24 protein-coding genes are annotated in these 23,358 nt (G+C 49.7%); 20 read left to right on the forward strand and 4 right to left on the reverse strand.

From position 1 onward, the window contains the following. Positions 1 to 90: 90 nt before the first annotated feature. Together F3G95_RS09985 and F3G95_RS09990 are read left to right on the forward strand one after the other, a co-directional pair. Complete coding sequence (locus F3G95_RS09985) at positions 91 to 372, forward strand: type II toxin-antitoxin system RelE/ParE family toxin (RefSeq protein ID WP_097774003.1); 282 nt, start codon at positions 91 to 93, stop codon at positions 370 to 372. A gap of 39 nt (positions 373 to 411) precedes the next feature. Continuing rightward, positions 412 to 708, forward strand: coding sequence for a HigA family addiction module antitoxin (locus F3G95_RS09990; protein WP_097773968.1), 297 nt, complete (start codon positions 412 to 414; stop codon positions 706 to 708). Positions 709 to 858: 150 nt separating this feature from the next. Here F3G95_RS09990 and F3G95_RS09995 read toward each other — a convergent pair whose 3' ends face one another. From F3G95_RS09995 to F3G95_RS10005, 3 genes are all read right to left on the reverse strand, one after another. Then, a complete protein-coding gene (locus F3G95_RS09995; RefSeq protein WP_097773967.1) occupies positions 859 to 1,143 on the reverse strand; it encodes a helix-turn-helix transcriptional regulator in 285 nt (94 codons plus the stop codon). Positions 1,144 to 1,560: 417 nt separating this feature from the next. Beyond that, positions 1,561 to 2,886, reverse strand: coding sequence for a BTAD domain-containing putative transcriptional regulator (locus F3G95_RS10000; protein WP_188117542.1), 1,326 nt, complete (start codon positions 2,884 to 2,886; stop codon positions 1,561 to 1,563). 108 nt (positions 2,887 to 2,994) lie between these two features. Beyond that, positions 2,995 to 3,306 (reverse strand): helix-turn-helix transcriptional regulator, encoded by a 312-nt coding sequence (locus F3G95_RS10005; protein WP_055192229.1) that lies wholly within the window; start codon positions 3,304 to 3,306, stop codon positions 2,995 to 2,997. Between the two features lie 159 nt (positions 3,307 to 3,465). Between F3G95_RS10005 and F3G95_RS10010 the strand changes: the two genes are divergently transcribed. Continuing rightward, a complete protein-coding gene (locus F3G95_RS10010; RefSeq protein WP_097773966.1) occupies positions 3,466 to 3,690 on the forward strand; it encodes a hypothetical protein in 225 nt (74 codons plus the stop codon). 120 nt (positions 3,691 to 3,810) lie between these two features. Here F3G95_RS10010 and F3G95_RS10015 read toward each other — a convergent pair whose 3' ends face one another. Next, positions 3,811 to 4,947, reverse strand: a complete 1,137-nt coding sequence (locus F3G95_RS10015; protein WP_149794815.1) for a site-specific integrase — start codon at positions 4,945 to 4,947, stop codon at positions 3,811 to 3,813. A 250-nt stretch (positions 4,948 to 5,197) separates the two neighbouring features. Between F3G95_RS10015 and F3G95_RS10020 the strand changes: the two genes are divergently transcribed. The 17 genes from F3G95_RS10020 (at position 5,198) to F3G95_RS10095 (ending at position 23,356) form a co-directional block, all read left to right on the forward strand. After that, positions 5,198 to 6,280, forward strand: coding sequence for a hypothetical protein (locus F3G95_RS10020; RefSeq protein WP_149794816.1), 1,083 nt, complete (start codon positions 5,198 to 5,200; stop codon positions 6,278 to 6,280). A gap of 19 nt (positions 6,281 to 6,299) precedes the next feature. Then, entirely contained in the window at positions 6,300 to 7,574 is a 1,275-nt protein-coding gene (locus F3G95_RS10025) for a CpaF family protein (protein WP_149794817.1), read from the forward strand. 36 nt (positions 7,575 to 7,610) lie between these two features. Then, positions 7,611 to 8,498 (forward strand): hypothetical protein, encoded by an 888-nt coding sequence (locus F3G95_RS10030; protein ID WP_149794818.1) that lies wholly within the window; start codon positions 7,611 to 7,613, stop codon positions 8,496 to 8,498. Positions 8,499 to 8,504: 6 nt separating this feature from the next. After that, entirely contained in the window at positions 8,505 to 9,395 is an 891-nt protein-coding gene (locus F3G95_RS10035; protein WP_149794819.1) for a type II secretion system F family protein, read from the forward strand. Between the two features lie 54 nt (positions 9,396 to 9,449). Continuing rightward, complete coding sequence (locus F3G95_RS10040) at positions 9,450 to 9,686, forward strand: hypothetical protein (RefSeq protein WP_149794820.1); 237 nt, start codon at positions 9,450 to 9,452, stop codon at positions 9,684 to 9,686. Positions 9,687 to 9,792: 106 nt separating this feature from the next. Then, on the forward strand, positions 9,793 to 10,029 hold the full coding sequence (locus F3G95_RS10045) for a hypothetical protein (protein WP_149794821.1): 237 nt from the start codon (positions 9,793 to 9,795) through the stop codon (positions 10,027 to 10,029). 16 nt (positions 10,030 to 10,045) lie between these two features. Continuing rightward, entirely contained in the window at positions 10,046 to 10,681 is a 636-nt protein-coding gene (locus tag F3G95_RS10050) for an A24 family peptidase (protein ID WP_149794822.1), read from the forward strand. A 23-nt stretch (positions 10,682 to 10,704) separates the two neighbouring features. Then, complete coding sequence (locus F3G95_RS10055; protein WP_149794823.1) at positions 10,705 to 12,042, forward strand: WG repeat-containing protein; 1,338 nt, start codon at positions 10,705 to 10,707, stop codon at positions 12,040 to 12,042. A 17-nt stretch (positions 12,043 to 12,059) separates the two neighbouring features. After that, entirely contained in the window at positions 12,060 to 12,713 is a 654-nt protein-coding gene (locus F3G95_RS10060) for a pilus assembly protein (RefSeq protein WP_149794824.1), read from the forward strand. Positions 12,714 to 12,751: 38 nt separating this feature from the next. Next, complete coding sequence (locus F3G95_RS10065; protein WP_149794825.1) at positions 12,752 to 15,541, forward strand: DUF5702 domain-containing protein; 2,790 nt, start codon at positions 12,752 to 12,754, stop codon at positions 15,539 to 15,541. Positions 15,542 to 15,545: 4 nt separating this feature from the next. Beyond that, positions 15,546 to 16,133 (forward strand): hypothetical protein, encoded by a 588-nt coding sequence (locus F3G95_RS10070; protein ID WP_149794826.1) that lies wholly within the window; start codon positions 15,546 to 15,548, stop codon positions 16,131 to 16,133. Positions 16,134 to 16,172: 39 nt separating this feature from the next. Further along, complete coding sequence (locus F3G95_RS10075) at positions 16,173 to 17,567, forward strand: DUF6382 domain-containing protein (protein WP_149794827.1); 1,395 nt, start codon at positions 16,173 to 16,175, stop codon at positions 17,565 to 17,567. Position 17,568: 1 nt separating this feature from the next. Further along, positions 17,569 to 18,438 carry a PP2C family serine/threonine-protein phosphatase gene (locus F3G95_RS10080; protein ID WP_188117543.1) on the forward strand — a complete coding sequence of 290 codons (870 nt, stop codon included), beginning with the start codon at positions 17,569 to 17,571 and terminating at the stop codon, positions 18,436 to 18,438. After that, positions 18,435 to 20,687, forward strand: a complete 2,253-nt coding sequence (locus tag F3G95_RS10085) for a serine/threonine-protein kinase (RefSeq protein WP_149794829.1) — start codon at positions 18,435 to 18,437, stop codon at positions 20,685 to 20,687. The genes F3G95_RS10080 and F3G95_RS10085 overlap by 4 nt, the downstream gene beginning before the upstream one ends. 13 nt (positions 20,688 to 20,700) lie before the next feature. Next, a complete protein-coding gene (locus F3G95_RS13815; protein WP_156071454.1) occupies positions 20,701 to 20,838 on the forward strand; it encodes a hypothetical protein in 138 nt (45 codons plus the stop codon). Between the two features lie 25 nt (positions 20,839 to 20,863). After that, positions 20,864 to 21,907 (forward strand): transglutaminase-like domain-containing protein, encoded by a 1,044-nt coding sequence (locus F3G95_RS10090; RefSeq protein WP_188117544.1) that lies wholly within the window; start codon positions 20,864 to 20,866, stop codon positions 21,905 to 21,907. Between the two features lie 18 nt (positions 21,908 to 21,925). After that, positions 21,926 to 23,356, forward strand: coding sequence for an MBOAT family protein (locus tag F3G95_RS10095; RefSeq protein ID WP_149794831.1), 1,431 nt, complete (start codon positions 21,926 to 21,928; stop codon positions 23,354 to 23,356). The last annotated feature ends 2 nt before the right edge of the window (positions 23,357 to 23,358 follow it).

A 23,358-nucleotide genomic window follows, 5' to 3' on the forward strand; every position in this document is an offset into this window, starting at 1 on the left:
TGATAGGTCTACTTTTGGAATGATTTTCCAATTTTGAACAGAAAATTATACCCGCTTGACATATACATGAGAAACGGGTATAATGAAATCATGATAAAGAGCTTTGCAGACAAGGAAACGGAAAAAGTTTATAATCAGCTTTTTTCAAAGAAGTTACCCCAGTCGATTCAAAAAATTGCATTGCGAAAATTGATTATGATTGATAATGCAGGATGTTTGGAGGATCTGCGTGTTCCGCCAGCAAATCAGCTGGAATTATTGAAAGGTGATCGGGCGGGACAATACAGCATACGAATCAATGGTCAGTATAGGGTCTGCTTCAATGTAGATGGAAACAGTTTTTTCAATGTCGAAATTGTCGATTATCATTAGTGCAGACTGCGCATAATATGCAAGGAGAGGAGAATTTCAATGACAGGCTATATTGATACTCCTACAATCGGAGAAATCTTACAGGAAGAATTTATGGAACCAATGGATATCTCGGCATATAAGCTGGCTCAGGAAATCCACGTTCCTGTATCCAGAATTCAGGATATCCTGCATGACCGCAGAAAAATAACTGCTGATACGTCTCTCAGACTGGCAAAGTATTTTGGCGTATCAGATCGGTATTTTTTGGATATGCAGAATGATATTGATATCCGAAATCTGAAGATCAGCCTTGCCGAGGAAATCAACAAAATCAGAGTGTGCCAAGCTGTTTGACGGCACACTCGCATTGACAGTGCAAGGCTTATAGTATCCTTAAACCACAAGACCTTCCGGAATCTGACCTTACAATAGGTTGATTCCGGGAGGTCTTTATCGTTGTGAACCCTACGATAGGCTGGACGATATGGGAATAAGCACCAATTTTTATATCAGCTTACTTACGGAAGATAGTACTTCGATTGCCGACAAAAGCTGCTCCTTTGCAAAGTCATTGGCGGGGCCGGTTCCTGTCAGAAGATAATCTGTACTGGTGTGCAGCTCTTGTGCTAGATCAATAAGAGATTCCAACGAACAAGCACGGATACCACGCTCAATGCGGCTGATATGGTCTTTGCTGACATGAATCCGTTCGGCTAGTTCGTCCTGCGTAAGATTCTGTAATTTACGGAGCATACTGATTCGATTGCCAAATTCCTTCAAGGTGAACATAATGAGTGTCCTTTCCGCCGGATGCGGAGGTTGAGGACACTTCACTGTGGGACAGTTTACGGGCTTTTCTCAGCGAAAAAAAGACGCATTAAAAGAAAAGGTTACCGATACCTTTCCATCCGAAAATGGAAAGCAGTATAAGTATCCTCGGCCTTTAATGCATCTCAGGCTTTCGATATGTTTTTATTCGGACGAATCGAAAGCCTTGGAAAATTGCCAAAAAAGAAAAACCTCGTGTGGTAGCTTACAAGGCAGCGATTCGTGCCGTATAAGCATATCACACGAGGGTCTTACGAAAGTCTTATGAACATCTCACAAAAGTCACATAGGGCCATTTTTATCCTATTTAGGGAATCTCCTGAAAAATTTTATGTCACATGAAAGTCTCTTGAACATCTCATGAAGGTCTTATGAGAATTATTCGCAGCTATCACCTAATGAAGTACACAATTCTTTATATTCTTCGGTGGTGAGGTGCTGCTTTGCTAATTGATACTCGTTTGAGGCCAATTCATCCATTCCTTGAACTTTAAGGGAGTGAATCAGCCAGTAGTATCCTCTGGAGTTTTCAGGGACGATTGCCAGAGACCTTGCAGCATACTGATTCAGCAAATCATAAGAATGCAGCGCATTCAGTTGCTTCAGGAGTTCATTCACGGCGCCAACATAAGCAATATGATACTTTGCCGCAAACTGAATAAGCCAATGCTCCCCGTCAGCAGAAGAAAGAATTTTTCCACAATAGAGGTCGATTGCATTTTTTAACAGTTCTACCCGGTTGATAACGGAAGATGCTTTCGAGGCCAACTGGATAAGATCGTCAAATTGCTGATAGTCTGTCATGATATGAAGATCGGGGTTAAATTGATAACCGGAAGCTGTAGATACAATAAGTTCTTTTTCTGAAATAAGACCAAATGTTTGCCGGAGGCGATAAATCAGATTTCTCATATTCTTAGCAGGATTCGTTGAATCATCAGGCCAAAGAGCTTGCGCAATTTCCAGCGATGAGTGCGCTTTCTTACCTGAAATCAAAAGATAGGTTAGCAAGCGGCTGATTTTTGGGGATTTCAGATCGGCTTCTCGCAGGATGCCGTGGGAGGTGTAAATCTTCAGTTCGCCAAAGAGACTGACAAAAACATCATGGCTGCTCTCGATGTTTTCTGGAGCGAAAGCCATGTTCAGACCGTCATTCATCTTTTTGTCTTTGTAAGCAACGAGAAGAACATACGCCAACAGCCGCAGAATACTCGTTTCGGAAATGTACCGCTTGGGATTGCGTACCGCAAGTAGAGCGACAGGGCGTGGCTCCAGAGAAGCACCAAGGACAGATCGGATTCCCAGACGCTGATAGAGATTATACTCCGCAGGATAGGTGTTTTTTACTTCTTCTGCATCAGGAACGATCATCGGTTTCCCATGGCGCACGGCCTGTACCCATCGGTCAAGAAATTCAGCAGATTCAAACTCCTCCGTCAAGATGGCTGTTTTATCTTCAGAACTATCATTATACCACCAGAACGGTGTCCAGATTTTCAAGTCCAAATCAACTTGGATAAGACCACACCAATCGGCATCGTAGAATTTGCACGCTGCCTTTAGAATCTGTCGGGCAACTTCTTCTGGCGAATGTTGGTCATAGCATAGTTGAGCTTCCAAAGCCTTCACAGTGTGTTCAATGTCAAGCGCACGCTGAATATCATCAAAACTGCGTTCTTCGTATTCCGATGTAGACTGCAACATGATAATGCCTCCAACAAAAAAGCACAGCATTTTAGCTTCATCCGCTCTATACGGTGAAGTCAAATGCTGTGCTGTATTTTATCATGCAACCGCAAGAGCTGAATGAAATTACTTTTTTACGATGGTTTTGATAAATGCAGCAAGTGCATTTATCTGCTCGGAATCGAATTGCTGGAGTTGATCGGTAAGAGCATTCATTCCATTGGAAGGTTCCTCACTGAAATTGAAAAATTCCTGTGGAGTTACGTTGAGGTACTCACATATATAAAAGAAGTTCGACATGGTAGGAAAGGTAGTTCCACATTCGATTGCACGAATATATCCGGGATTTTGCCCAATGGAAAGACTCATGTCTCTCGCAGATACTCCCTTTTTCGTGCGCAGTTCAGCGAGCCGCTTGGAAAACTGTTCTTCGTACATGAGCAACCACCATCCTTCTTTACTCTATTGTAGTCTAGAGGACAGTCAAAAATGAGCGGTTAAATCTACAATTTTTGATTGATATAATCAATCGCTTGTGATAGACTGGACACAAGGCCGATAACCATTGAGAACGTAAGTTAAGAGACTTTCAATAAAATGGAGCAGAAAATGATTGATTTAAGTGAAGTTAGTTATAGAGAGATTTTAGATTGCATAGTAGATGCCAGTCTAGGAAGGCTCTCTCCTTATTTTCAGGAATATGCTCGCCATGAAATAACTTCTTTAGCTAATGCAGATGGAGAATTGCCACAAGCAGCTGTGATTTTGCAAGATGTTCTTGAGCGATTGCTAAACGAAATTCCACAGATTTCAGATGAGTAAGAAAAACAGCCATGAGCGTTCGTGGTGCTCATGGCTGTGCTTTTCATATCGCAGAGTACCCTACTCTGCGAATTGTTTTGCAAAAATACGATTATGTGCTGACTTTTTGAAATTGACGGATTATTTGACGGCGATGAAATCAGCAAGCTTCTCCATACTATCTCGCTTTAGACTCAATGAGGGATGAACATATCGATTCATTGTAATGCTAACAGATGAATGTCCTAAAATTTCACTTAGTGTTTTAATGTCGATATTAGCCTCAACGCAACGAGTAGCAAATGTATGACGTAAAACATGAAAATTCTTCCTATCTATGCCACATTCCTTAAGAATTTTATGAAAACGGTACTGGATGCGACGAGGCTCGACTACTTCTGATAACGACCCGCTTAAAAAATATCCAGTTTTCTCCATTGGATATTGACTCAAAATCTTTAACAAAGTGTTCGGAATGGGAATCACACGGTTTGCTGAGCTACTTTTAGGCGCAGCGATTATGATATGTGTCTTTTTGTTTTCTGAAGTACGCTTTTGTATACGCTGCATCGTTTGACAGATGCAGATTGTCTTATCAGAAAAAGAGATTTTCTCCCATGTCAGCGCACATAACTCACCAACTCGGATTCCTGTGTATAGACAGATGAGAATTCCAAGATTAAGAGAGTCAAGCTGGTTCACTAGATATTCCTGCAAGGTTGTCTGCTCGGACAGACTTAAGATTCCCATTACCTTTGGAGTCTGTTTGACCCTTATGTTGAAAGCAGTCACATCGATAGAAATATTTTGATCCTGTGCATAATGCAGAATTCTCCTCAAAACAGAAAGAATATCTGAAATTGTTTTAGGGGACAGTCCTGTTCCATCTTTTTTTCCATGCTTTTCCAGCTCCTTACAAAAGGTACAGACTCGCTCACTTGTAATCTCTGATATCTCTAATTGCTGGAATGATGGCATAAGATAGCAATTTAGTAAAGTGCGGTAGCGAATATACGTTGATTCCTTCAAACTGGTCGATGAATTTTCAAGCCATATAGCAGAAAAGCCCATGAATTTATAATTTGTAGCAGGGACTTTTTCATTATCAGTAGCATTCAGGGCTTGAATAACTTTCTGTAAATTGTTCCGAACTTTATGGTAAGAAGTCGCATACAGATATCCGTATCGCGGTTTCCCTTGCGTATTTCGTGATTTTATGTATCGAGCTTCCCATCGGCCATCCTTTCGTTTATAGATGTTCAATCCTTTTCTTGCCATGTGTTAATCCCTTTCGTTTGACGGTCTATTTGACGGAGTATACAATCAAATTGTAATGTTTTTGGCAAAACTGTCGATTGTTCCAAACATTATTTCCGAAATTTCTTGGCTTTTGGACTGATTTCCCTTGACCGATAGCTGAATTGGCAGTAAAATTTAAGAGAAAATATTGTCGTAGAGTAGGGTACTCTGCGATATATGTGGCTTTTAAGTCATAATGGGGTGCTGAACAAAAAAGTGAGGGTGACATATGATTGTTCGAGTCGGTCTGCTTGACAAAAGTGATGATTATATTTCAAGACTTGCCAATTATCAAAATGTACATTCCAATGAAGCGGTACAGTTTGAAATTTATCTTTTTACGGAAGAACAGATGCTGCGCCGACAGATAGGACGCGGCGGGCGAATAGACGTGTTGATTGCGGAAGAAGAACTGCTACAGTCGCCAGAAGAGTACGCACGCAGTATGGAGCTTGCGTTCTGGAGCGAGGATAAGCACGAGCAGATGCGCGATGGCTGCCCTGTGATATGCCGTTACCAGAAGGCCAGCGACATCTTTCTTACTATTCAAGGACTTGCCTCCAAACGCGGCAAAGGTTCCTCAAGCTATGCGCTGCAGGAAAATGGAAAAATCTTCCTGTTCCTTGGCGGTGCGGGTGGTGCGGGCTGTAGCACAGTAGCAATGGGCTGCGCTGCTGCACTGGCTGCACAGGGGCGGAACACTATTTATTTCAGCCTGAAACAGAAAGAAGAAAACGGACAATTCCGGGTAAGCGGCAGTTCGCTGACCGATGTGATGTATGAAATCGGTATGTGGCAGCAGCTGGGCGGCACCGATCAGGGGCAGCTGCAGATGAAGCTGCAAAGCATGCTCCGCAAGGACGATGAAACTGGTGTATATTCTTTTGCACCCTTTGACCTGCCGGTGAGCGCAATGAACTTTGGCCCTGATGATATGCAGGCTTTGCTGCACGCGGTCGGAGGCTTGTGCGAGAGGTGTGTGGTGTGTGCAGACAGCTACCTTTCCTCAACGTTGCTGCGGGGCATCCGCCTTGCGGACTGGGTGGTAGTAGTGAGCGACAGCACCTCGGCAGGTAACGAAAAAACAAAGAAGTTGTTGAACTCGTTGGAAGCAATCGACAGCATGGATGAAAAGCTGATTGAAGGCAGCGTGGGAGTCGTCTACAACAAGTTCGGCTCGGCTGGTCAGAAGATGGAACTGCCCAAGTATGCCTGTGAACTTGGTACGATCCCGCGCTATCAGAATGCGGAGAAAAAACGCATCGTTCAGGAGTTACGGGTCAGCAGTGTCTATTCACAGCTGAACAACTGACAGTGTGGGGGAATGGCAGATGACGACAGAGGAATTAAAGGCACTCCGAAGCAGAGTTCTGGACGCCATCAACCGGGAGCTGCAGCCTACCCGGATGAACGACGAGGAACTGCTGAAGGCAATCACGGCTCTGGTGGAACGGGAAGGAAGGGGTGGATACCTGCTCCCAATCCAGAAGATGGACACCGTCAACGGCATTTATAAAATGTACCGTGGTCTGGGCGGCCTGCTGGATTCCATTCTTGCAGATGAAAATGTGACAGAAGTGATGATCAATGGTCCCGACAACATCTTTGTGGAGCGCAGCGGCCGTCTGACACGGGTGGACAAGCACTTCAAGGATGAGCAGGAGCTGCGCAGGGTTATCGACTTGATCGTGGGCAAGGCGCACCGTGAAGTGTCGGAAGCAAATCCCATCGTGGATACTCGTCTGGAAGACGGCAGCCGTGTGAATGTGGTGCTTTCACCCATTGCATTGAGCGGCTCTACTGTTACCATCCGTAAATTTTCCAAGCAGCCTATGACCATGAGCAAGCTGCTGGAATACGGTTCTATTACGCCGGAAGTGGCAAACTTCCTAAAAAAGCTTGTGGCGGCACGGTACAACATTTTCATTGCGGGAGGTACCGGTAGCGGTAAGACCACCTTTTTAAATGCGCTTTCCAATTATATCCCGCATGATGAGCGAATCATTACCATCGAGGATTCTGCTGAGCTGCAGATCACCCAGATCCCGAATATCGTGCGGCTGGAGACCCGCAATGCAACGGCATCTTCGGGAGAGAGTAAAAAAATCGATATTCAAAGTCTGATCCGCTCCAGCCTGCGTATGCGTCCGGACCGCATCATCGTTGGCGAGGTGCGCGGTGCGGAAGCATTGGATATGCTGCAGGCCATGAACACTGGCCACGACGGAAGCCTTTCCACCGGACATGCTAACTCCGCAGAGGATATGCTCAGCCGTCTGGAAACCATGGTTTTGCAGGGCGAGGCGGCACTGCCGCTGAAAGCTATCCGTCAGCAGATCTCCAGTGCAGTGGACATCATGATCCATCTGTCCCGTCTGCGCGACCACAGCCGTAAGACAATGATGGTCAGCGAGATCTTACCGCATCTGGACGAAAACGGTGACATCCGTCTGAATCCGCTGTTTGAGTTCCGGGAGGATGAACATTCTACATTGCAGCATGTTTCGGGTGCGTTGGTGCGTACAGAAAATCCCATGATCCAGACCGATAAATGGACTCGTGCGGGGTTTTTACTGGAAGATATCCCCGCTCCGGTGCGGAAATAAGCGGAGAATGGGGATGCAACAGAGAGGAACAATCAGATGAAAAAGGAAAAGAACGCGGCAAAGCCGAAGACAAAGCGGCCTGCAAAACCTAAAAAGGAACCGGTCTCCCAGTGGATGACCAATCCCCTGAACGAACAAGTTCTGGATTACCATAACTATGAGATGACACAGGGCGAGCAGGTATTGTATTTTATTCTAGCATTTTTGATCGGTGGTGTGGTGAGCCAGTTCTTCTACGGCGGCCTGTTCCAGGAGGACGGCGCGCCCACCCTGCTGACCTATATCAGCAATGCAGCGGCCTTTGTGGTGGTGGGTCTGATTGCAGGCCGGGTATTTCTGCCGGTGCGCAGCCGTAAGTTGGCCGAAAAACGCCGTGATGTGCTGCGTAAACAGTTCCGCGATATGTTGGAGTCGATCACGGCTTCGTTGGCGGCCAACAGTACGGTACGTGATGCATTCAATGCCGCATACACCGATATGTGTATGCAGTATTCGGACGATGCACTGATTGCAAAGGAACTGGATCAGTTCCGCCGTGCAGAGCAGATCAATGTGACACTGGACGTTATGATGGACGATTTTGCCAAGCGCAGCGGCGTGGAAGAGATTGAAGACTTTAATAATGTATTCCAAGTGTGCTACGGCCCCGGCGGCAACATGAGCCGTGTGATCAACCAGACCCACGATATCATCTGCGAGCGGATGGAAGTGGAGGACGAGATTCAGGCCAAGATCCACGCGAATGAAACCGAACTGAATGTGATCATGGTGGCACCTGTGCTGATGGTTGCGCTGATGCGCAGCACGAATGCAACGTTTGCGCAGAATCTGGCTTCGCCGACGGGTGTTGCGGTCGTTACGGTCGGCCTTGCAATGTTTGTGGGTGCGTATATCTGGGGCCAGAAAATTATTGCGGTGGGGTGAGAAGAGATGCTGATTGTAAAATTGATCTGCATGGTGCTGGGCACGGTGCTGGCAGTGCTGTTCATTCTCTTTACCCTGCGCGGCAGAAAAGAGGACTGGCGCATTGAAGGCGTGCCGCAGAAGGAGTTCAGCGATAAGGAGCTGTGGGCGGCGGGCTTTGCCATGCAGAAGCTGCCGGTGTTTTCCATGGATTCGGCTGTCGGCAAAAAAATGATGTCGGCTTCTGCCATTCTGCACCCGGAAAACGGCGGACGCTTTGTGGAATACTGGGCGCGGCTGTACTGGGCGCGCACGCTGTCCATGTCGCTGCTAGTGCTGGCGCTGGCGTTCTGTGCTTCGGTGTTCATGGACGGCTACATGGTATTCGTTGTGCTAATCGCCGGTGTGGCAATGGTGGCCGTCATCTATTCCAACGGTGCAAATGAGATGAGCAACCAGCTTAAAAAGCGCAGCGAAGAGTGCATGATGGAGTTTTCCAACGTGGTTTCCAAACTGACGCTGCTGATGAACTGCGGCATGATCCTGAAGGAAGCCTGGTACATCGTGGCCAAGAGCAAGAAGGGCGTCATTTACGACCTGATGCAGGAAGCCTGCCGCGAAATGGATAACGGCACGGCCAGTGCCGAGGCCATTTATAACTTTGGCGTCCGCACCGGTTCGCCGGAAGTGCGCAAATTTGCCAGCATCATCATCCAGAACATTGAAAAGGGCGGCTCGGACGTGACCACCATCATGCGCCAGCAGTCGGATGAGCTGATCTCCCAGCGCCGCCAGATGCTGCTGCGCCGCGGCGACGATGCTGCCGCACAGCTGCTGGCACCTACCACCATCGTGCTGGTGGGCGTCATCATGATCATCATGGTGGCGGCAATGACCGGCATGAGCACGGCTATTTAAGGAAATATAAACAGATACGCTGTTTATATAATATTTATCCAGGAGGAATTACTTATGAACAACTTCATGAACAAGCTGTATGTCAAGGCTCTGGTTACTGCCAACATGGCAAAGAACGAGCTGAAGAAGATGTGCGAAGAGGACGAAGGCATGGACATCATTGTCACCATCGTTCTGGTGGCACTGGGCATCGTGATCGTTGGCGTCGTTGCTCGTATTGCAAGTGATGTCATCGGCAAGGCTGACCAGCAGGTCAGCGGTTTGGACAGCACCTTTGCCCAGCTGAAGTAAGTGCGGAGTGGGTCCTGCCTTGCGGGGCAGGACTCGTTTCCTGCGGGCTGTACTGCCCTTGGGGAGCGGTACAGCCTGAAGGAAACGAGGAAGAGAGGAAGAATCGATGCGAAAATTATCAAGGGGTCTTTTAAAAGCGGAAATTTTACTCTGGAATATGGGCACCGGCCTGAAAGAAAAATGGCGCAGGGCTGCACAAGATGAAAGCGGCCTTGATGTGATCATTACGGTGGCGCTGATCGCTGTCATGCTGATCGTGGCGGGACTTGTTGTCAAGCTGCTGGGCCGGGTGCTGGAGCCAACGGGCACATCGGTTGGAAACTTTTTGAGCGGACGCGTCTGAAGGGAAAACAAGATCAATGGAATGGATCATTGCGGTATGCAGTGCCGGGCTGAACCTTGCGGCAGTCTGGCTCGTGCAGAAAAAAACAGGGCTTAAACCGGAAAAACAAACGCAGTGGGCAGCGGCTTTGCTTCTTGCAGCGGCGGGCGGCTTTGCCAGCGGGTATATGCTGGTTCTGCGGGCGGGCACATACCCGCCGAATCTGCTGCGCCTTGTGCTGCTGGGAACGCTGCTTACTGCGGCAGCGTATATCGACGCACTGAGCCATAAGATCCCCAACTGGATCGTGCTGTGCACGGCGGCAGTTTTTGCGGGGTGCACGGTTCTGGACTTTGTGCTCAGCGGGACAGACGCTGTGCCCATGGCACTCAACAGCGTTCTGGCAGCAGCAGTGTTTTTTGTGGTGTTTTTCCTTGTGCGGCTGGCGTCACGCGGCGGCGTTGGATATGGAGACATCAAGATGATCACGGCAGCGGCGCTGATCCTGGGAATATACGGGACATTCAGCTTTTTGCTGGTTTCGCATGTTCTTGCGGCGGTGGCAGCCATTGCACTGCTGGTCAGCAAAAAGGCAACACGCAAGGACGGCCTGCCGTTTGGCCCCTTCTTCTATCTGGGGTATCTGGTAACGATTTTGGCGGGAATGTTTTGATCAAGGCACAGGAGGAGTAAAACATGAAAAAAACGCGTCTTGTAGCGCTGGTGGCACTTGTGGTGGTCTGTATTGCGGGTTGGGCGATTCTGGTCCTGAATACCATGAACGAAGTCAAAACGCAGCAGAACACGGTGGAAGCAGCGCAGTATTACCGCGGGAAAAAACTGTTCCAGCTTTCGCTGCAGAACTACCAGAGTGCCATTGCGGAAAAACCCACAGAGGCGCTGTACGATGAGTATCTGGCAGCCTGTGCGGAATATTACGAGGACTGCCCGACGAGAAATGTGCGCAATACCGAAGAATCGGCCTATGCGTCGGCAGTTGCGGCATACCCGGAGCGCGCCGATTACTGGGAAAAGTATGCGGCAATCTATTATGAAGACGGCGATTACGACACTGTGGTCGATGTGCTGAAGAGCGCGGATGCCGCCAAGGTCTCCTTCAATGATACCATGATGCAGTACTGGAACGAGGCTTACTATGCCTGCGAGACCTCTGCTGCAAATTATGAATCGCTGGCACCGGCTGGCATGGATGGCGTGTATCTGGGTTGGAATGGCGAGGAAAACGTTCTTTTCAGCAGTGCGGACGGCGACCTTCTGGATCAGAGCTACGCATTCGTTGGCCCGGTCGGGCAGGACACGGCGGTGCTGTGCAGCAGCTATGAAGGCGAGAGCTATGTTTTCCAGCTCAGCAAGAGCCTGATGGTGGGCCGTTTTATGGCGCAGGTCGAGCAGGCCAACGGTTACGGCCAGGGCCTGATCCCTGTGCAGCTGAAGGGCCGCTCCGACTGGTGCTATATCGACCTCAACGGCCAGGAATACCTGAACGGCTATCAGGCTGCCGGCATGTTCCAGAACGGCAAGGCACCGGTGCAGAAAGACGGCGCATGGATCTTTGTGGATCAGACCGGTGCACAGCAGGGTGACAGCTATGAGGAAATCCAGCTGACCGAAAATGGCAGCTGGCTGGTAAACGGCGTATATCTTGCCAAGAAAAACGGCAAGTGGAACCTGTATTCGGAGGCCGGCGAGCAGCAGGGCGCACTGGATGCAGACGAGGTCGATCTGAACCGCGGCAATGGCCTTGCGTTTGCCAAGGACGGCAAGTGGGGCTTTGCAGCCAATGACGGCACTGCGGTGATCGCACCGGAATATGATGCAGCCAAGAGCTTTTCCGGCGGCGTTGCAGCGGTGTGCAAGGACGGCAAGTGGGGCTTTATCAATGGCAGAGGCACGCAGGTAATCGACTATCTGCTGGTTGAAGCCGGATATTTCGACGCCAACGGCAAGTGCCCTGCAAAGATGGACGGCAACGACACGCAGGTGATGCTGAGCTGGCGTGTGAAGCGCAGCTGAACGCGGAGGACAGGGCCATGAAAGAGTGGAAACAAAGCCTTTTGCGCGTACAGGAAGATGGTATGGAGGCCATTGAGGGCCTGCTGGTCATTACGCTGACGCTGTTTGTTCTTTTTTTCATCTGGGGTTATGGATTTTTACTGTTCCAGCAGTTTGTGGTGATACGTGCTGCAGATGAAACGGCCAACAAAATTGCGCAGACATATGCGTACGCAGAAACAGACCCGATCACGGGATATATCAGCAAAGAAGTAAAAGTTGCATTGAGTCCCAGCCGTTACCAAAGCGGAAAACTGCAAGAAAAAAACGAACAGCGTGCCATAAAATATGGAAAATGGCTTGTTCGCAAGGGGAGTCTGGCAACGCAGGTCGGGATGCCGGTCGTTGAAGCAAAGACTGTCTACGATGGAGTTGCACAGCGCCATGTGGTTGTGAATATCACGGCCGAGTACAGGATTCCGTTTGGCAATTTCTTGGAGCTGTTTAGGGTCAGCGGCACGCGCGTTTACCATGCGACGGGGCGGGCGATGTGCACAGATCTTTCGCACTATATCAATACCGTGGACTATACCAAGACGTTGAATTATGTAGTGGGCAACGTTGCAAAGAATGATTATGTTGATCTGCTGGAGAAAGTTCTTGCATTTATCGTGAAGAAAAAGGATCTTTAATTATTCTGCGAAAGTCAGAAACATCCGTGTGAGGACAAATGATGAAAAAGGACAAAATGATAAAGAATACCTGCGGCGCGATCTCATTGATGCTTGCGTTGCTGGTCGTGCCGTTTTATGCGGTAGCGGGTATTCTGGTGGAAGCAAGCAGATATCAGTCTGCATTGACGGGCCTGGATGATGCGATGAACACCAGTGCACTGTCGGTGCTGTCGGATTATGATTCGTTTTTACAAAGCCGGTTTGGTCTGCTTGCAATGGCGCAGAACGATGACCCGTCGGTGGATAATGGATATACCGGCAACAAAGACCTTGAGGAAGCATTCCAAAAGTACCTGAATGCGCAGGATACGACCGATACCCGGAGCTTCCGCACAACAAGTGCAGCGGCGGCAGGTGTATATCCGTTGGCGGACACGGATATCTTAAAGGCACAGGTCCTGGACTATAGCACGCTGACTCTCCCGACGGTCCTAGTCTCCGAGTTCGGCAGTACAGGCCTGCAGGATATCATCAAAGAGGTACAGAACAGCATTCCGGGCCTTAAGTTCCTGAAGGTCGGCAGCAGCATTGCGGATACGGCAACCAAAACGCTGGACGTAACAAAAAAACTGGAAAAAGCCAAGGACAGCGTAAAATCCCTGAACGAGAAAACGACCTCCTATGATTCGGCACACAGCGCATTCGATGACGCATTGAACGAGCTGAAAAAGACGATGGGAGAAAAACCGGGAGAAAATGCGACCGTCGATGAGCTCGACGCATACAATAAGCGGTATGAGCAGGCACTGGAGAATGCGCAGAAAGCCAAAAAGGAATACGAAAAGAAGCTGCAGGCAGAAATTAAGAGTACAGAGTCGCTGAATAAGGACCTCAAGGATGTGGCAAAGACGCAGGATGAAGTGCTGGATGGCTGGGTAAGCGTTGGTAAGGATGCCGTAAATGCCGTAGGAGACGCCAAGAACACAAAGGTGGACACCTCCGGCGAAGAAACAACGGTTACGACCCTGACAGGTCAGATCGACGCGACCAAAAAAGAACTGGAAAAGAAAGATATTACGGCCGAAGAAAAAACGAAGCTGGAACAGCAGCTTAAACAGCTGCAGCAGCAGGAGGCGGACCTGAAGACGATAAGCAATGCGGCCGATGCAACGGTGAAAGCCGCAGACAGCTCTCAGGCCAATAAAATACTGAAGGATTATAATACGGATTCCTGCAGCACGGCAATTTCCGGCCTGACAGAAGAACTGAACCGTGTGAAGGATATGGATCTGAGTGACCTGACCCTTGACGATGCAGACAAGATCACAAAACTTCAGGAAGGGCTTCATCTGACCGATATGAGCAAGCTGTCGGATTCGGACAACTTTAATTCGCTGCTGAAAGAAGCAAATGATCTGATCAATAAGGCGGATTCCAATGTTACAAGCTTCTCGTCCATTGCAGAAGCACTGAGCACGATCATGTCTTTGAGTGCAAGCTACGACCCGAAACTGCAAAGCGTGATCAATACGGAGTACTACGATCAGAATTTTGCAGGCCTGCCGAGCAAGAAGGACCGCAGCAACAGTGCTTATTCGCTGGAGTCTCCGTATGAACAGAAGGATGCGGCATTGGCACAGGCAGATCTAGATGCCATTGATTTTGTAAACGAGATTATGGATCTGACGGCATGGCAGGGCGGCGTTTCGACTGCTGCTTCGGCCGATACGTCGAAGGCGGATGACGCAAAAACCAAGATCGGAAAACTGCTCAATTCGATGAAGTCCATGCTCAGCATGGTGACGGCTGGAGCCAATATTCTTTCCAATCTGTCAAACATCAAGGCAGATATCGGCGATCATCTGTATCTGGTTGGGTATTTGAACTATACCACAACGAACCGCACGGACTATGCCTCAAAAAAGACAATGTCGGGCGTGAGCATAAAAGGCTCAAATGGCCTGGCGGCAGAAGTAGCAAAGAGCGAAAATAACCTGACCGCTATTTTTGACGCAAAGGAGGAAACGAATTATTCGTTCTGTGGTGCCGAGACGGAGTATCTTCTGATCGGAAATGAACATGAACGGGAAAATCAGAAGGCGATCTTCTACACGATGCTGGCCCTGCGTGTGGCGCTGGACTACAAGCCGGTGACATCCAATGTTGAAGCAAGAGCATTGAGCGCGGGCCTGGCTGGTGCACTGTCCCTGCTTGGCATTCCGTACAAAATGACAGATATGCTGGCAAAAGTTTTCCTGGTTGCAGCAGAAGCATATGTGGATACCGTGCTGATCTGTAACGGTGCACAGGATATTCCCTTTATCAAGGCGTCGGAGGATATTCATTTTTGCGCAAAAGGCTTGTCGAAACTTCCCGGAAAGCTGCAAAAACTGGTTGCCATGACGGATGACCAGAAAAAGACATTGCAGGAAAAGGTGAAGCAGGTTGAGGCAGGCGGCGTTATCCTGGGCGGACTGGAGTCGGACGGCAAAGGAGTTGAAGATCTGCCCAATCTGAAAGGCAGCAATGGCCTTTATGTGGGAGATAACAAGCTATGCATGACCTACAGCCGAAGTATGTTTGTTATGATGCTGATCTGGAACGAAAAGGATCTGGTCAAACGCTTTGCGGACCTGATCGAAATGGAAGCGACCCAGAAGAATTTGGTCAATGATGCATCGGTCTCTCAGAAGCTGTCTGGCATTTACCCCAAATTTGATTTGGATAAGTCCTACACAGCACTGCGCATGAACGTAAAAGGCGATTTTGTGTCGGTGCTCCCGGTGCCTTCGCTCTCCCGGAATTCGGTTTGGAAAGCAAATCGGGTCATGTATAGGGGGTATTGAGCAGATGCAGAAAAAAAAGAGAAATCTGTTTTACGCAGAAGAGGGTGTAATGGCGCTGGAAGCGTGCATTTCATTGACACTGTTTCTGATCGCCATGATGGCACTGTACAGTTTGATCAATATGTTTACGGCACAGAGCATGATCTCACATGCATTGCAGCAGACAGGGCAGAGCATTGCACTGGAAAATTATAAAAATTCAAAGACGGACGTAAAAACGCTGCAAAAGCTTCCGCTGAGTCTGCTGCAAAAGTTCACAGACGGCATTGGTGCTTCCAGTGACTCAAAGTATGATGTCGGCGGAGGGTCCTTCTCAAATTCGATGGTTTTTACTGACTATCTGTCTTTGAGCACTGTGAAAAAAAGGTTTGCATCTTATCTGGGAGGAAATACGGAAAACGCAGATAAGATGCTGCAGAATATGGGCGTTGTGGATGGATTGAACGGCATCAAGATAAAAAGCGGAAAGATCAGCGGAAATGATGTCGTGATCGAGATATCCTACAAAGTCCGGCTCATATTTTACATTGAAACGTTCCACTTTGGCGAGTTCGAAAGTACACAAAAAGTTTGCTGCCGACTCTGGAAGTAAGAAGCGGCAGAATACAAACTGCGGAAAGGATCGTGCATTATGGAGGAATATACCATTGTCACACAAGGCAGTGCCACCTATCTGGAGAGGACGCTTGGGGCGGATGAACTGCTGGACGAAGTGGACCGCGGAATGCTGGTGTCGAACCAGATCAGCGGGGTGCTGCCACTCAACATCCAGTGGATCAATGCGGACTGCAGATTACTGTACAATATCACCGGTCTGACGCCGCTGGTACAGGCGGCGCGGATCCTGGAGCATGAGACACGGCTAAGTAATTTCTTTATGGCACTGTGCAGGGCAGAAAAAGAGTGCGACGAGTATCTGCTTGACCCGCACAAAATTGACCTCACGCCAGAGCATATTTATCTGGATGCTGCAGGCCATGCATATGTGATGTATGTTCCGGTACAGGCAGCGCTGGATAAGTACACCCCCACGGAACTGGCGGGTTATGTTCTACGCATGATAGGCAGACAGATGTCTCACGACAGCCGTGTGATCAGCGTCCTGTCTCGTCAGCTGCTGTACGGCGAAAAGTTCTCCTTTGTCGATTTAGAAAAGCAGATAGAAGAGATCCCGACGCAGGCTGAGCCGTCAAAAGCTGCTTATGAGCCGAAGCCTCCGGTCAGCGAACCGCCAGTCCGTCAGTCGGAGGCCGGTGGTGCTTCGTTGAGACCGGAACCTGTAATGTACAAACCGGAACCGGCTCCCGCCCATGTACCGGCAGAACAGCCAGTGCAGGATAGTCCGTTTGCAGCACAGCAGGGAGGCAATCCCTTTATTGCCAGCCAGCCGGAGCCGCAGCCGAAGAAGGAACAAAAAGATGAAAAGGCCGAAAAGGCTAAGAAAAAATCTGAAAAAGAAAAGAAGAGCGGCGGGTTGTTCGGCGGACTGTTTGGTGGAAAAAAGGACAAGAAAAAGCATACAACAGAAGAACAAGATAACCCATTCCGGCAGGAAGCACCAGCCCCAAAGCAGTCGGCAGATAAGCCGGCCCCCGCAGCAGCTGCTTATGTGCCGCCACAGCCGCCAGTGCAGCAGGCCGGCGGCCATACTGTGGTACTTGCAGCAGGCAATGGCGGAACTGCCCGCACGACGCTAATGGAGGCTGGCAGCTCCGGCGGGGTCGGAGAGTTGTATTTGGTACAGAAGGCGACGAACCAGTATATCCATGTCACCCATACCAATTTCCACATTGGCCGTGCAGAGGACGTAGTGGACTACACGGTGCACACCCAGAACTGCTATCTGGGCAACGACCATGCCTACATCCTGATCGAGAATGGCAACTACTATATTGTGGATAACAATACGCAGAACCACACCTACCTGAACGAGCAGCGGCTGGAGCCTTCCAAGCCGACGCAGTTCCATGCGGGCGATACCATCCGTATGGCAGATATCGTGTTCAGCGTGGTGGCAGGGGCTTGATATGGCATTGCAGCTGGTACATATCACGGATAAAGGGGCCACGCGCCCTTCCAATCAGGACAGTTTTTGCGCACGCATTTCCAACTTTGGCAGAGAGACGATTGCAATGCTGGCGGTGTGCGATGGCGTAGGCGGACTGCAGTCCGGTGAACTTGCAAGCACCGGGGCAGTCCGCTGCTTTGAGGAATGGTTCGAGCAACAGCTGCCGGAGATCGTACAGAACGGGCTAACGGCGGATGTTGTGTTCTTTTCGTGGCACAGAATGTTGGAAACACTCCATACGGCGCTGTGCAGCTATTCGGGAAAAACGGGTATTCAGTTGGGCACAACGGTCTCGGCGCTGCTATTGACGAGGGATGATTTATATCAAGTGCAGGTCGGTGACAGCCGAATCTATTTGGACGACGGTCTGGGGTTGGTACAACTAAGCAAGGACCAGACGCTGGCGATGCGCGAGGTGGAAGCAGGCAGGCTTTCGCCCGAAGCATTGACTACCGACCGACGCAGCAGTATCCTGCTGCAGTGTCTTGGTTATGGCAAAATGGAGCCGGTTTTTCAATGCACAAAGCGTCCGATGCAGGGCGCAGTGCTGCTGTGCAGCGACGGATTGTGCCACTACACAACGTGGAAAGAGCTGCACGGACTGCTGATGGAAACGGACAGCCGCGAGCAGCTACAGCAGCGGCTGCAGACGGCGGTGGGATTCTGCCGCAGCTGCGGAGAAACGGACAACATCACAGCACTGGCACTGAAATGGAACGACCTGAGCTCTCTGCCGTCTGGTACGGATGACTGGATCGAAGTGTGGGCAAGGCTTTCCGGCGAGGCAGCGCCGATAGAATACGACCAGAAATTAGGGAGGATCCTGTGAGCGAAAATGTAGTACTGGGCTTCACCAACCCGGATTATGAAAATATCCGGGTGCTGAACCGGCTGGGCGGAACGGGCGATCTGTTCGTTGCGCATAAAAAAGGCATGAACATTGATGTGGTGATCAAGCGTACCCAGCTGCAGTATCAGCACGTCATGAATCAGGAAAATGAATCGTCGATCTTGAAGAGCCTGAAGCACCAGTATCTTCCGCGAATTTACGATGTTCTATATGGCAACGATGGCTGCGTTTACACCGTGATGGATCTTATCAGCGGCCAAAACCTGCAGCAGTATGTGGAACAGAACGGCCCGGTCACCCAGAAAGAGTGCTACCGCTGGGCATGTCAGTTGTGTGAAGTGATGCAGTATCTGCATCAGGAAAACAGCGAAAAACCGGCTATTATCCACTGCGATATCAAGCCGGGCAATGTGATGATCACCAACAGTGGAGATATCTGCCTCATCGACTTTAACACATCATTGATCTTCCGCCGGGACAAAACGGCTGTGGGCGTGACGGATGGCTATGCCGCACCGGAACAGTATCAGACCTCCACCCAGAGCAGGCCGCAGCATACACCGCAGATGCCGACAGTGGCTATGCCGGAAAACCGGGTGCCTGCAGGCAGTGCGACTGTTCCCATGGGTGCTGCCACGATGCCGCTGGAAAATGCGCAGGAGAGCGGCGCAACCGTAGTGATGGATGCATGGACTCCGCCGATGGAGGAGACAGTGCCTATGCTGCAGAGCACAGGCGCACAGGCGCAGCCCGACAGGCAGAAGGACTATGGATCAATCTCTATGGCGACCGATCTCTATGCTGTGGGTGCTACTCTTTACTATGCGGTCACGGGACATGCTCCGGAAAAATCACTGGGAGAGGTGACTCCGTTAGAGCATTATCGCCCTAAAATCAGCCGCTCTATGCAGACGATCATTGTGCGCGCCATGCAGAAGCAGCAGACCAGACGTTTCCAACAGGCGTCGGAGATGTTGCGTGCGCTCAAAAACATCGACCAGATGGATCTGGGCTACAAAAAATGTCAGTTCCGAAAGCGTGTTACGGCGGTGGTGCTGGCAGCCTGTTTTGCAGCTAGTGCGTACAGCTGCTATTACGGTGTGGAACGAATGCGCAGTGAGCGCGAAAATGTCTATCTGCTGAATCTGGCACAGGCAGATCAGGCAGAGCAGGATCTGGAATATGATACGGCAAGAGAGCTGTTGGACAGCGCGATTCAGCAGCAGCCGGGACGTGCAGATGCGTATTTGCAGATGGCGGCATTGCTGTACCGCGCCGGTGATTATCAGAGCGCGATCGACCAGTTGGACAGCGCTGTTTCTTCTGGCAATCTGACGAAAAAAAACATGGATTCGGTCTCAGTAGAACAGATGCACTTTATCAAGGGCAACTGCTACATCGAACTGAAGGATTACGCAAACGCAGTGCGGGAGCTGCAGACGGCGGTCAGCACTCAGGGCGCAAGCACGGACAGCTACCGCAGCTTTGCCATTGCGCTGGCAAATGACGGCAAGATAAAAGAGGCACAGAGCACATTGGAAACGCTGCAGGAGCGCGGGGCCTCTTCAGGCGACTGCGATTTGGTTGCCGCCGAGATCAAGTCGCTGCAGAAGCAGAATTCGGAAGCACTTGCCTTGTACGAGAAAGTACTGGATGAGGTGACAGACCCGCAGCTTTTGAGCCATGCATATCTGGCAGCAGCACGCACTGCGCTGAACATGGAGGACACAACTTATGCCGAAAAGATTTTGGAACGCGGCTGTCAGGCACTGCCGAAAAGCCAGACTGTGCTGGAAAAAGAGATGCTGGTAGATATCCAGCTGCAGCAGGCGGCTGTAGATAAGCAGAATGCGGAACAGAACTACAAGAAAGCAGAACAACTATTACGGGAGCTGGTGGAAAGTGGCTATGCAACTATTTCCACTAAGCTGAACCTTGCGACGGTGCTGCAGGCACTGAATCAGTATCAGGAGGCTGATGATGTTCTGACCGAGCTTGCACAACAGTATCCGCTGGACTATCGGTTTGATATGCAACGGGCGTATCTGCTGATCGACTGGCAGGGCACAAAACCCGCTGAAAAACGGGAATATCAGCAGGCGGACGACTGCTATGAATCTGCAGTGCAGAAGTACCGTCAGGCACAGGCAAATGGTACGGAAGATGCTCAGATGACGGTGCTGAAAAATTTGATCGACCAGCTTTATACAAGCGGATGGCTCAAATAAGGAGGGAGAGAGTGTGTCCACCGGACAGATTTTTTTCGTGGTTGGAATCGTTGGAATGATCGCTTCAGCTGTTGCGGCAGCCTTTTCGGCACGAATCCTGCGCAGGCAGGAGGAAAAGCTGAAGAAGCAGATCTGGAACGAGTATCAATAAAATCAAATAGAGGGGTATGAAAAAGATGTTGAAAAAACTCAAGGTGACGGCTTCTGTTTTAGCGGTATCGGCCATGTTTCTGATGCCAACAGCCCATGCGGAACAGGCAGCGGTCATGCCGGTACAAGAAGATGAAAATTGCATCAAAGCAGTGATGGAATTTCTGGGAATCGATACAGAGGAAAGCAAATTTGGCTTGGGCGGAAGTCTGTTTCGAAAAAACGGCTTTGAAGTACAGGATGGCAGGCTGTACCACTATACGGACAGTCAGTTGGATGTCTATCAGCCCGGTTTTGTGCAGATCGAAGACGGAGTGTACCATGTGTCAGAAGAGGGCAGCGCCATTGACAGCTACCCCGCTGGCTTTGCAGTAGTGGATGGTGTGCTGTGTCATGTGTCGGTGACAGGCAGTTTCTTTGACAGCTATCCTGCTGGTTTTGCAACCATTGATGGTAAGCTTTACCATGTCTCGCAGGATGGCTATGCTATTGACCAGTATGCTGAGGGTCTGCAGGAAATCGATGGCGGCATGTATTATGTTATGGCGGACGGTTCGTTTCTGACGAACGGTGCGGTAGGGCATCTCACCTTTGGCGCAGATGGCCGTTATACCTCTGGCAACGCAGTTCTGGACAGTTATGTGGATCAAGCGTTGGCCGAGTGCACTAATTCCGGCATGACAAAAGCACAGAAACTGCGTGCTGCATATTTGTATGTCCGAGATCACGGTGCATATCTTGCTCGTCCGCATCAGGCAAGAGGCACTACGGACTGGGCAGAAGAAAGTGCGTTGTTTATGTTTGAACACAAAAAGGGCAACTGTTACTGCTTCGCAGGCCAGTTCCTTTATATGGCCCGGCGGCTGGGTTACGACGCTTATGTTGTATCCGGCGGTGTGGGCCGCAAGGATTCGGACCATGCATGGGTCATGATCCACGAGAACGGCACGCCCTACATTTATGACGTGGAATTGGAATGGGGTTATCGTGCCGGTAAATACGGCCATGCCGAATACAATATGTATAAAATGCCGCTGAATAAAACCGTGTTCAGCTACCAGTTCCCGTAATCGCTGAGGTGGCCGTAAATGGTTTTTAGTTCCGTAATTTTTCTGTGTCTGTTTTTACCCATTGTGCTTGGAGGGTATTATCTTCTGCCCAAAAGAGAAGCAAAAAATCTCTGGCTCATTGCGGCCAGCCTGCTGTTCTATGCGTTCAGTGGACTGTGGTATGTATTGCTTCTGCTTTTTTCCGTATTCTGCAACTATCTGGCGGGCCTGTTTGTTTCCGGGCGGAAGGGAGTGCTTTACGTTGCAGTGGCGGTCAATCTGGGAGTTTTGGGTGTTTTCAAATACCTGACATTTCTGGTGAGGACGGTGAATCAGCTGCCGGGCGTGGCAATTGCGGTACCTTCTATCGTTCTGCCGGTGGGCATCTCGTTCTTTACATTTCAGGGTTTGAGCTATGTGATCGACGTATACCGAAACGAACGACTGAAAAGCACCCGCTTTCGGGATGTGCTGCTGTACATTGCGCTGTTTCCGCAGCTGGTGGCCGGGCCCATCGTTCGCTATGAGGATGTGGCGGATGAAATTAAGAGCCGCCGCCATACGCTGGAACAACTGGCAAATGGCCTGCGCCGGTTCATTATTGGTTTGAGCAAGAAGCTGATGATCGCCGATGTCTGCGGCAGCGTTGTGACTCTGATCTATAGTGCAAAAAGCTCTGCGCTGGACAGCCGGACGGCTTGGTTAGCTGCAGTATGCTATTTGATTCAGATTTATTTTGATTTCAGCGGATACAGTGACATGGCCATTGGACTTGGCTTGTGTTTCGGGTTTCACTTCAAGGAAAACTTTAATTATCCATACATCTCGGCCAGCATTCAGGAATTCTGGCGCAGATGGCATATCTCTCTTTCCACTTGGTTCCGGGAATACCTGTATATCCCTCTGGGCGGAAACCGGAAGGGAAAGGCAAAGACATACCGCAACAAGCTGATGGTATTTTTCTGTACGGGCCTGTGGCACGGAGCTAACTGGACTTTTATCATCTGGGGTCTGTGGCATGGCTTCTTTATCGTTGCAGAGGACGCAGCAAAAAAGCTGTTCGGGCTTGGAAAGCATGGAAAAAACAGGCGAAACCCGGTGGAAACAGTGCTGAAACACCTATACACTTTGCTGGTGGTACTGATTGGTTTTGTGATTTTCCGGGCAGACAACATGGGACAGGCTTTCTCGATGATCGGGGCGATGTTCTCGGGTATCCGCGCTTCTGCCCAGACAGGGCTGTTGCTGGCACAGTGTTTGACACCTCTGACTATGTTTGCGCTGCTATTTGGGCTTGTGGGCAGCACACCGGTTCTGCCGATGGTCTGCCGCAAAGCGGAGCAGCAGACCGGAAGTGTATATGTGTGTCTTCGGGTGCTGAGTTATGTGGGGGCGCTGATACTTCTGTTGGTGGACATTCTGCATTTATCGGCGGCGTCCTATGTGCCCTTTATCTATTTCCAGTTCTGAGG

This window comes from Faecalibacterium sp. Marseille-P9312, assembly GCF_902497445.1.
GTDB classification, from domain to species: domain Bacteria; phylum Bacillota; class Clostridia; order Oscillospirales; family Ruminococcaceae; genus Faecalibacterium; species Faecalibacterium longum.

Excerpts from the sequence above, each read along its gene's own strand:
- F3G95_RS09985 (WP_097774003.1), top strand. The coding sequence starts at position 91 with ATGATAAAGAGCTTTGCAGACAAGGAAACGGAAAAAGTTTATAATCAG.
- F3G95_RS09990 (WP_097773968.1), top strand. The coding sequence starts at position 412 with ATGACAGGCTATATTGATACTCCTACAATCGGAGAAATCTTACAGGAA.
- F3G95_RS09995 (WP_097773967.1), bottom strand. The coding sequence starts at position 1,143 with ATGTTCACCTTGAAGGAATTTGGCAATCGAATCAGTATGCTCCGTAAA.
- F3G95_RS10000 (WP_188117542.1), bottom strand. The coding sequence starts at position 2,886 with ATGTTGCAGTCTACATCGGAATACGAAGAACGCAGTTTTGATGATATT.
- F3G95_RS10005 (WP_055192229.1), bottom strand. The coding sequence starts at position 3,306 with ATGTACGAAGAACAGTTTTCCAAGCGGCTCGCTGAACTGCGCACGAAA.
- F3G95_RS10010 (WP_097773966.1), top strand. The coding sequence starts at position 3,466 with ATGGAGCAGAAAATGATTGATTTAAGTGAAGTTAGTTATAGAGAGATT.
- F3G95_RS10015 (WP_149794815.1), bottom strand. The coding sequence starts at position 4,947 with ATGGCAAGAAAAGGATTGAACATCTATAAACGAAAGGATGGCCGATGG.
- F3G95_RS10020 (WP_149794816.1), top strand. The coding sequence starts at position 5,198 with ATGATTGTTCGAGTCGGTCTGCTTGACAAAAGTGATGATTATATTTCA.
- F3G95_RS10025 (WP_149794817.1), top strand. The coding sequence starts at position 6,300 with ATGACGACAGAGGAATTAAAGGCACTCCGAAGCAGAGTTCTGGACGCC.
- F3G95_RS10030 (WP_149794818.1), top strand. The coding sequence starts at position 7,611 with ATGAAAAAGGAAAAGAACGCGGCAAAGCCGAAGACAAAGCGGCCTGCA.
- F3G95_RS10035 (WP_149794819.1), top strand. The coding sequence starts at position 8,505 with ATGCTGATTGTAAAATTGATCTGCATGGTGCTGGGCACGGTGCTGGCA.
- F3G95_RS10040 (WP_149794820.1), top strand. The coding sequence starts at position 9,450 with ATGAACAACTTCATGAACAAGCTGTATGTCAAGGCTCTGGTTACTGCC.
- F3G95_RS10045 (WP_149794821.1), top strand. The coding sequence starts at position 9,793 with ATGCGAAAATTATCAAGGGGTCTTTTAAAAGCGGAAATTTTACTCTGG.
- F3G95_RS10050 (WP_149794822.1), top strand. The coding sequence starts at position 10,046 with ATGGAATGGATCATTGCGGTATGCAGTGCCGGGCTGAACCTTGCGGCA.
- F3G95_RS10055 (WP_149794823.1), top strand. The coding sequence starts at position 10,705 with ATGAAAAAAACGCGTCTTGTAGCGCTGGTGGCACTTGTGGTGGTCTGT.
- F3G95_RS10060 (WP_149794824.1), top strand. The coding sequence starts at position 12,060 with ATGAAAGAGTGGAAACAAAGCCTTTTGCGCGTACAGGAAGATGGTATG.
- F3G95_RS10065 (WP_149794825.1), top strand. The coding sequence starts at position 12,752 with ATGATGAAAAAGGACAAAATGATAAAGAATACCTGCGGCGCGATCTCA.
- F3G95_RS10070 (WP_149794826.1), top strand. The coding sequence starts at position 15,546 with ATGCAGAAAAAAAAGAGAAATCTGTTTTACGCAGAAGAGGGTGTAATG.
- F3G95_RS10075 (WP_149794827.1), top strand. The coding sequence starts at position 16,173 with ATGGAGGAATATACCATTGTCACACAAGGCAGTGCCACCTATCTGGAG.
- F3G95_RS10080 (WP_188117543.1), top strand. The coding sequence starts at position 17,569 with ATGGCATTGCAGCTGGTACATATCACGGATAAAGGGGCCACGCGCCCT.
- F3G95_RS10090 (WP_188117544.1), top strand. The coding sequence starts at position 20,864 with ATGTTGAAAAAACTCAAGGTGACGGCTTCTGTTTTAGCGGTATCGGCC.
- F3G95_RS10095 (WP_149794831.1), top strand. The coding sequence starts at position 21,926 with ATGGTTTTTAGTTCCGTAATTTTTCTGTGTCTGTTTTTACCCATTGTG.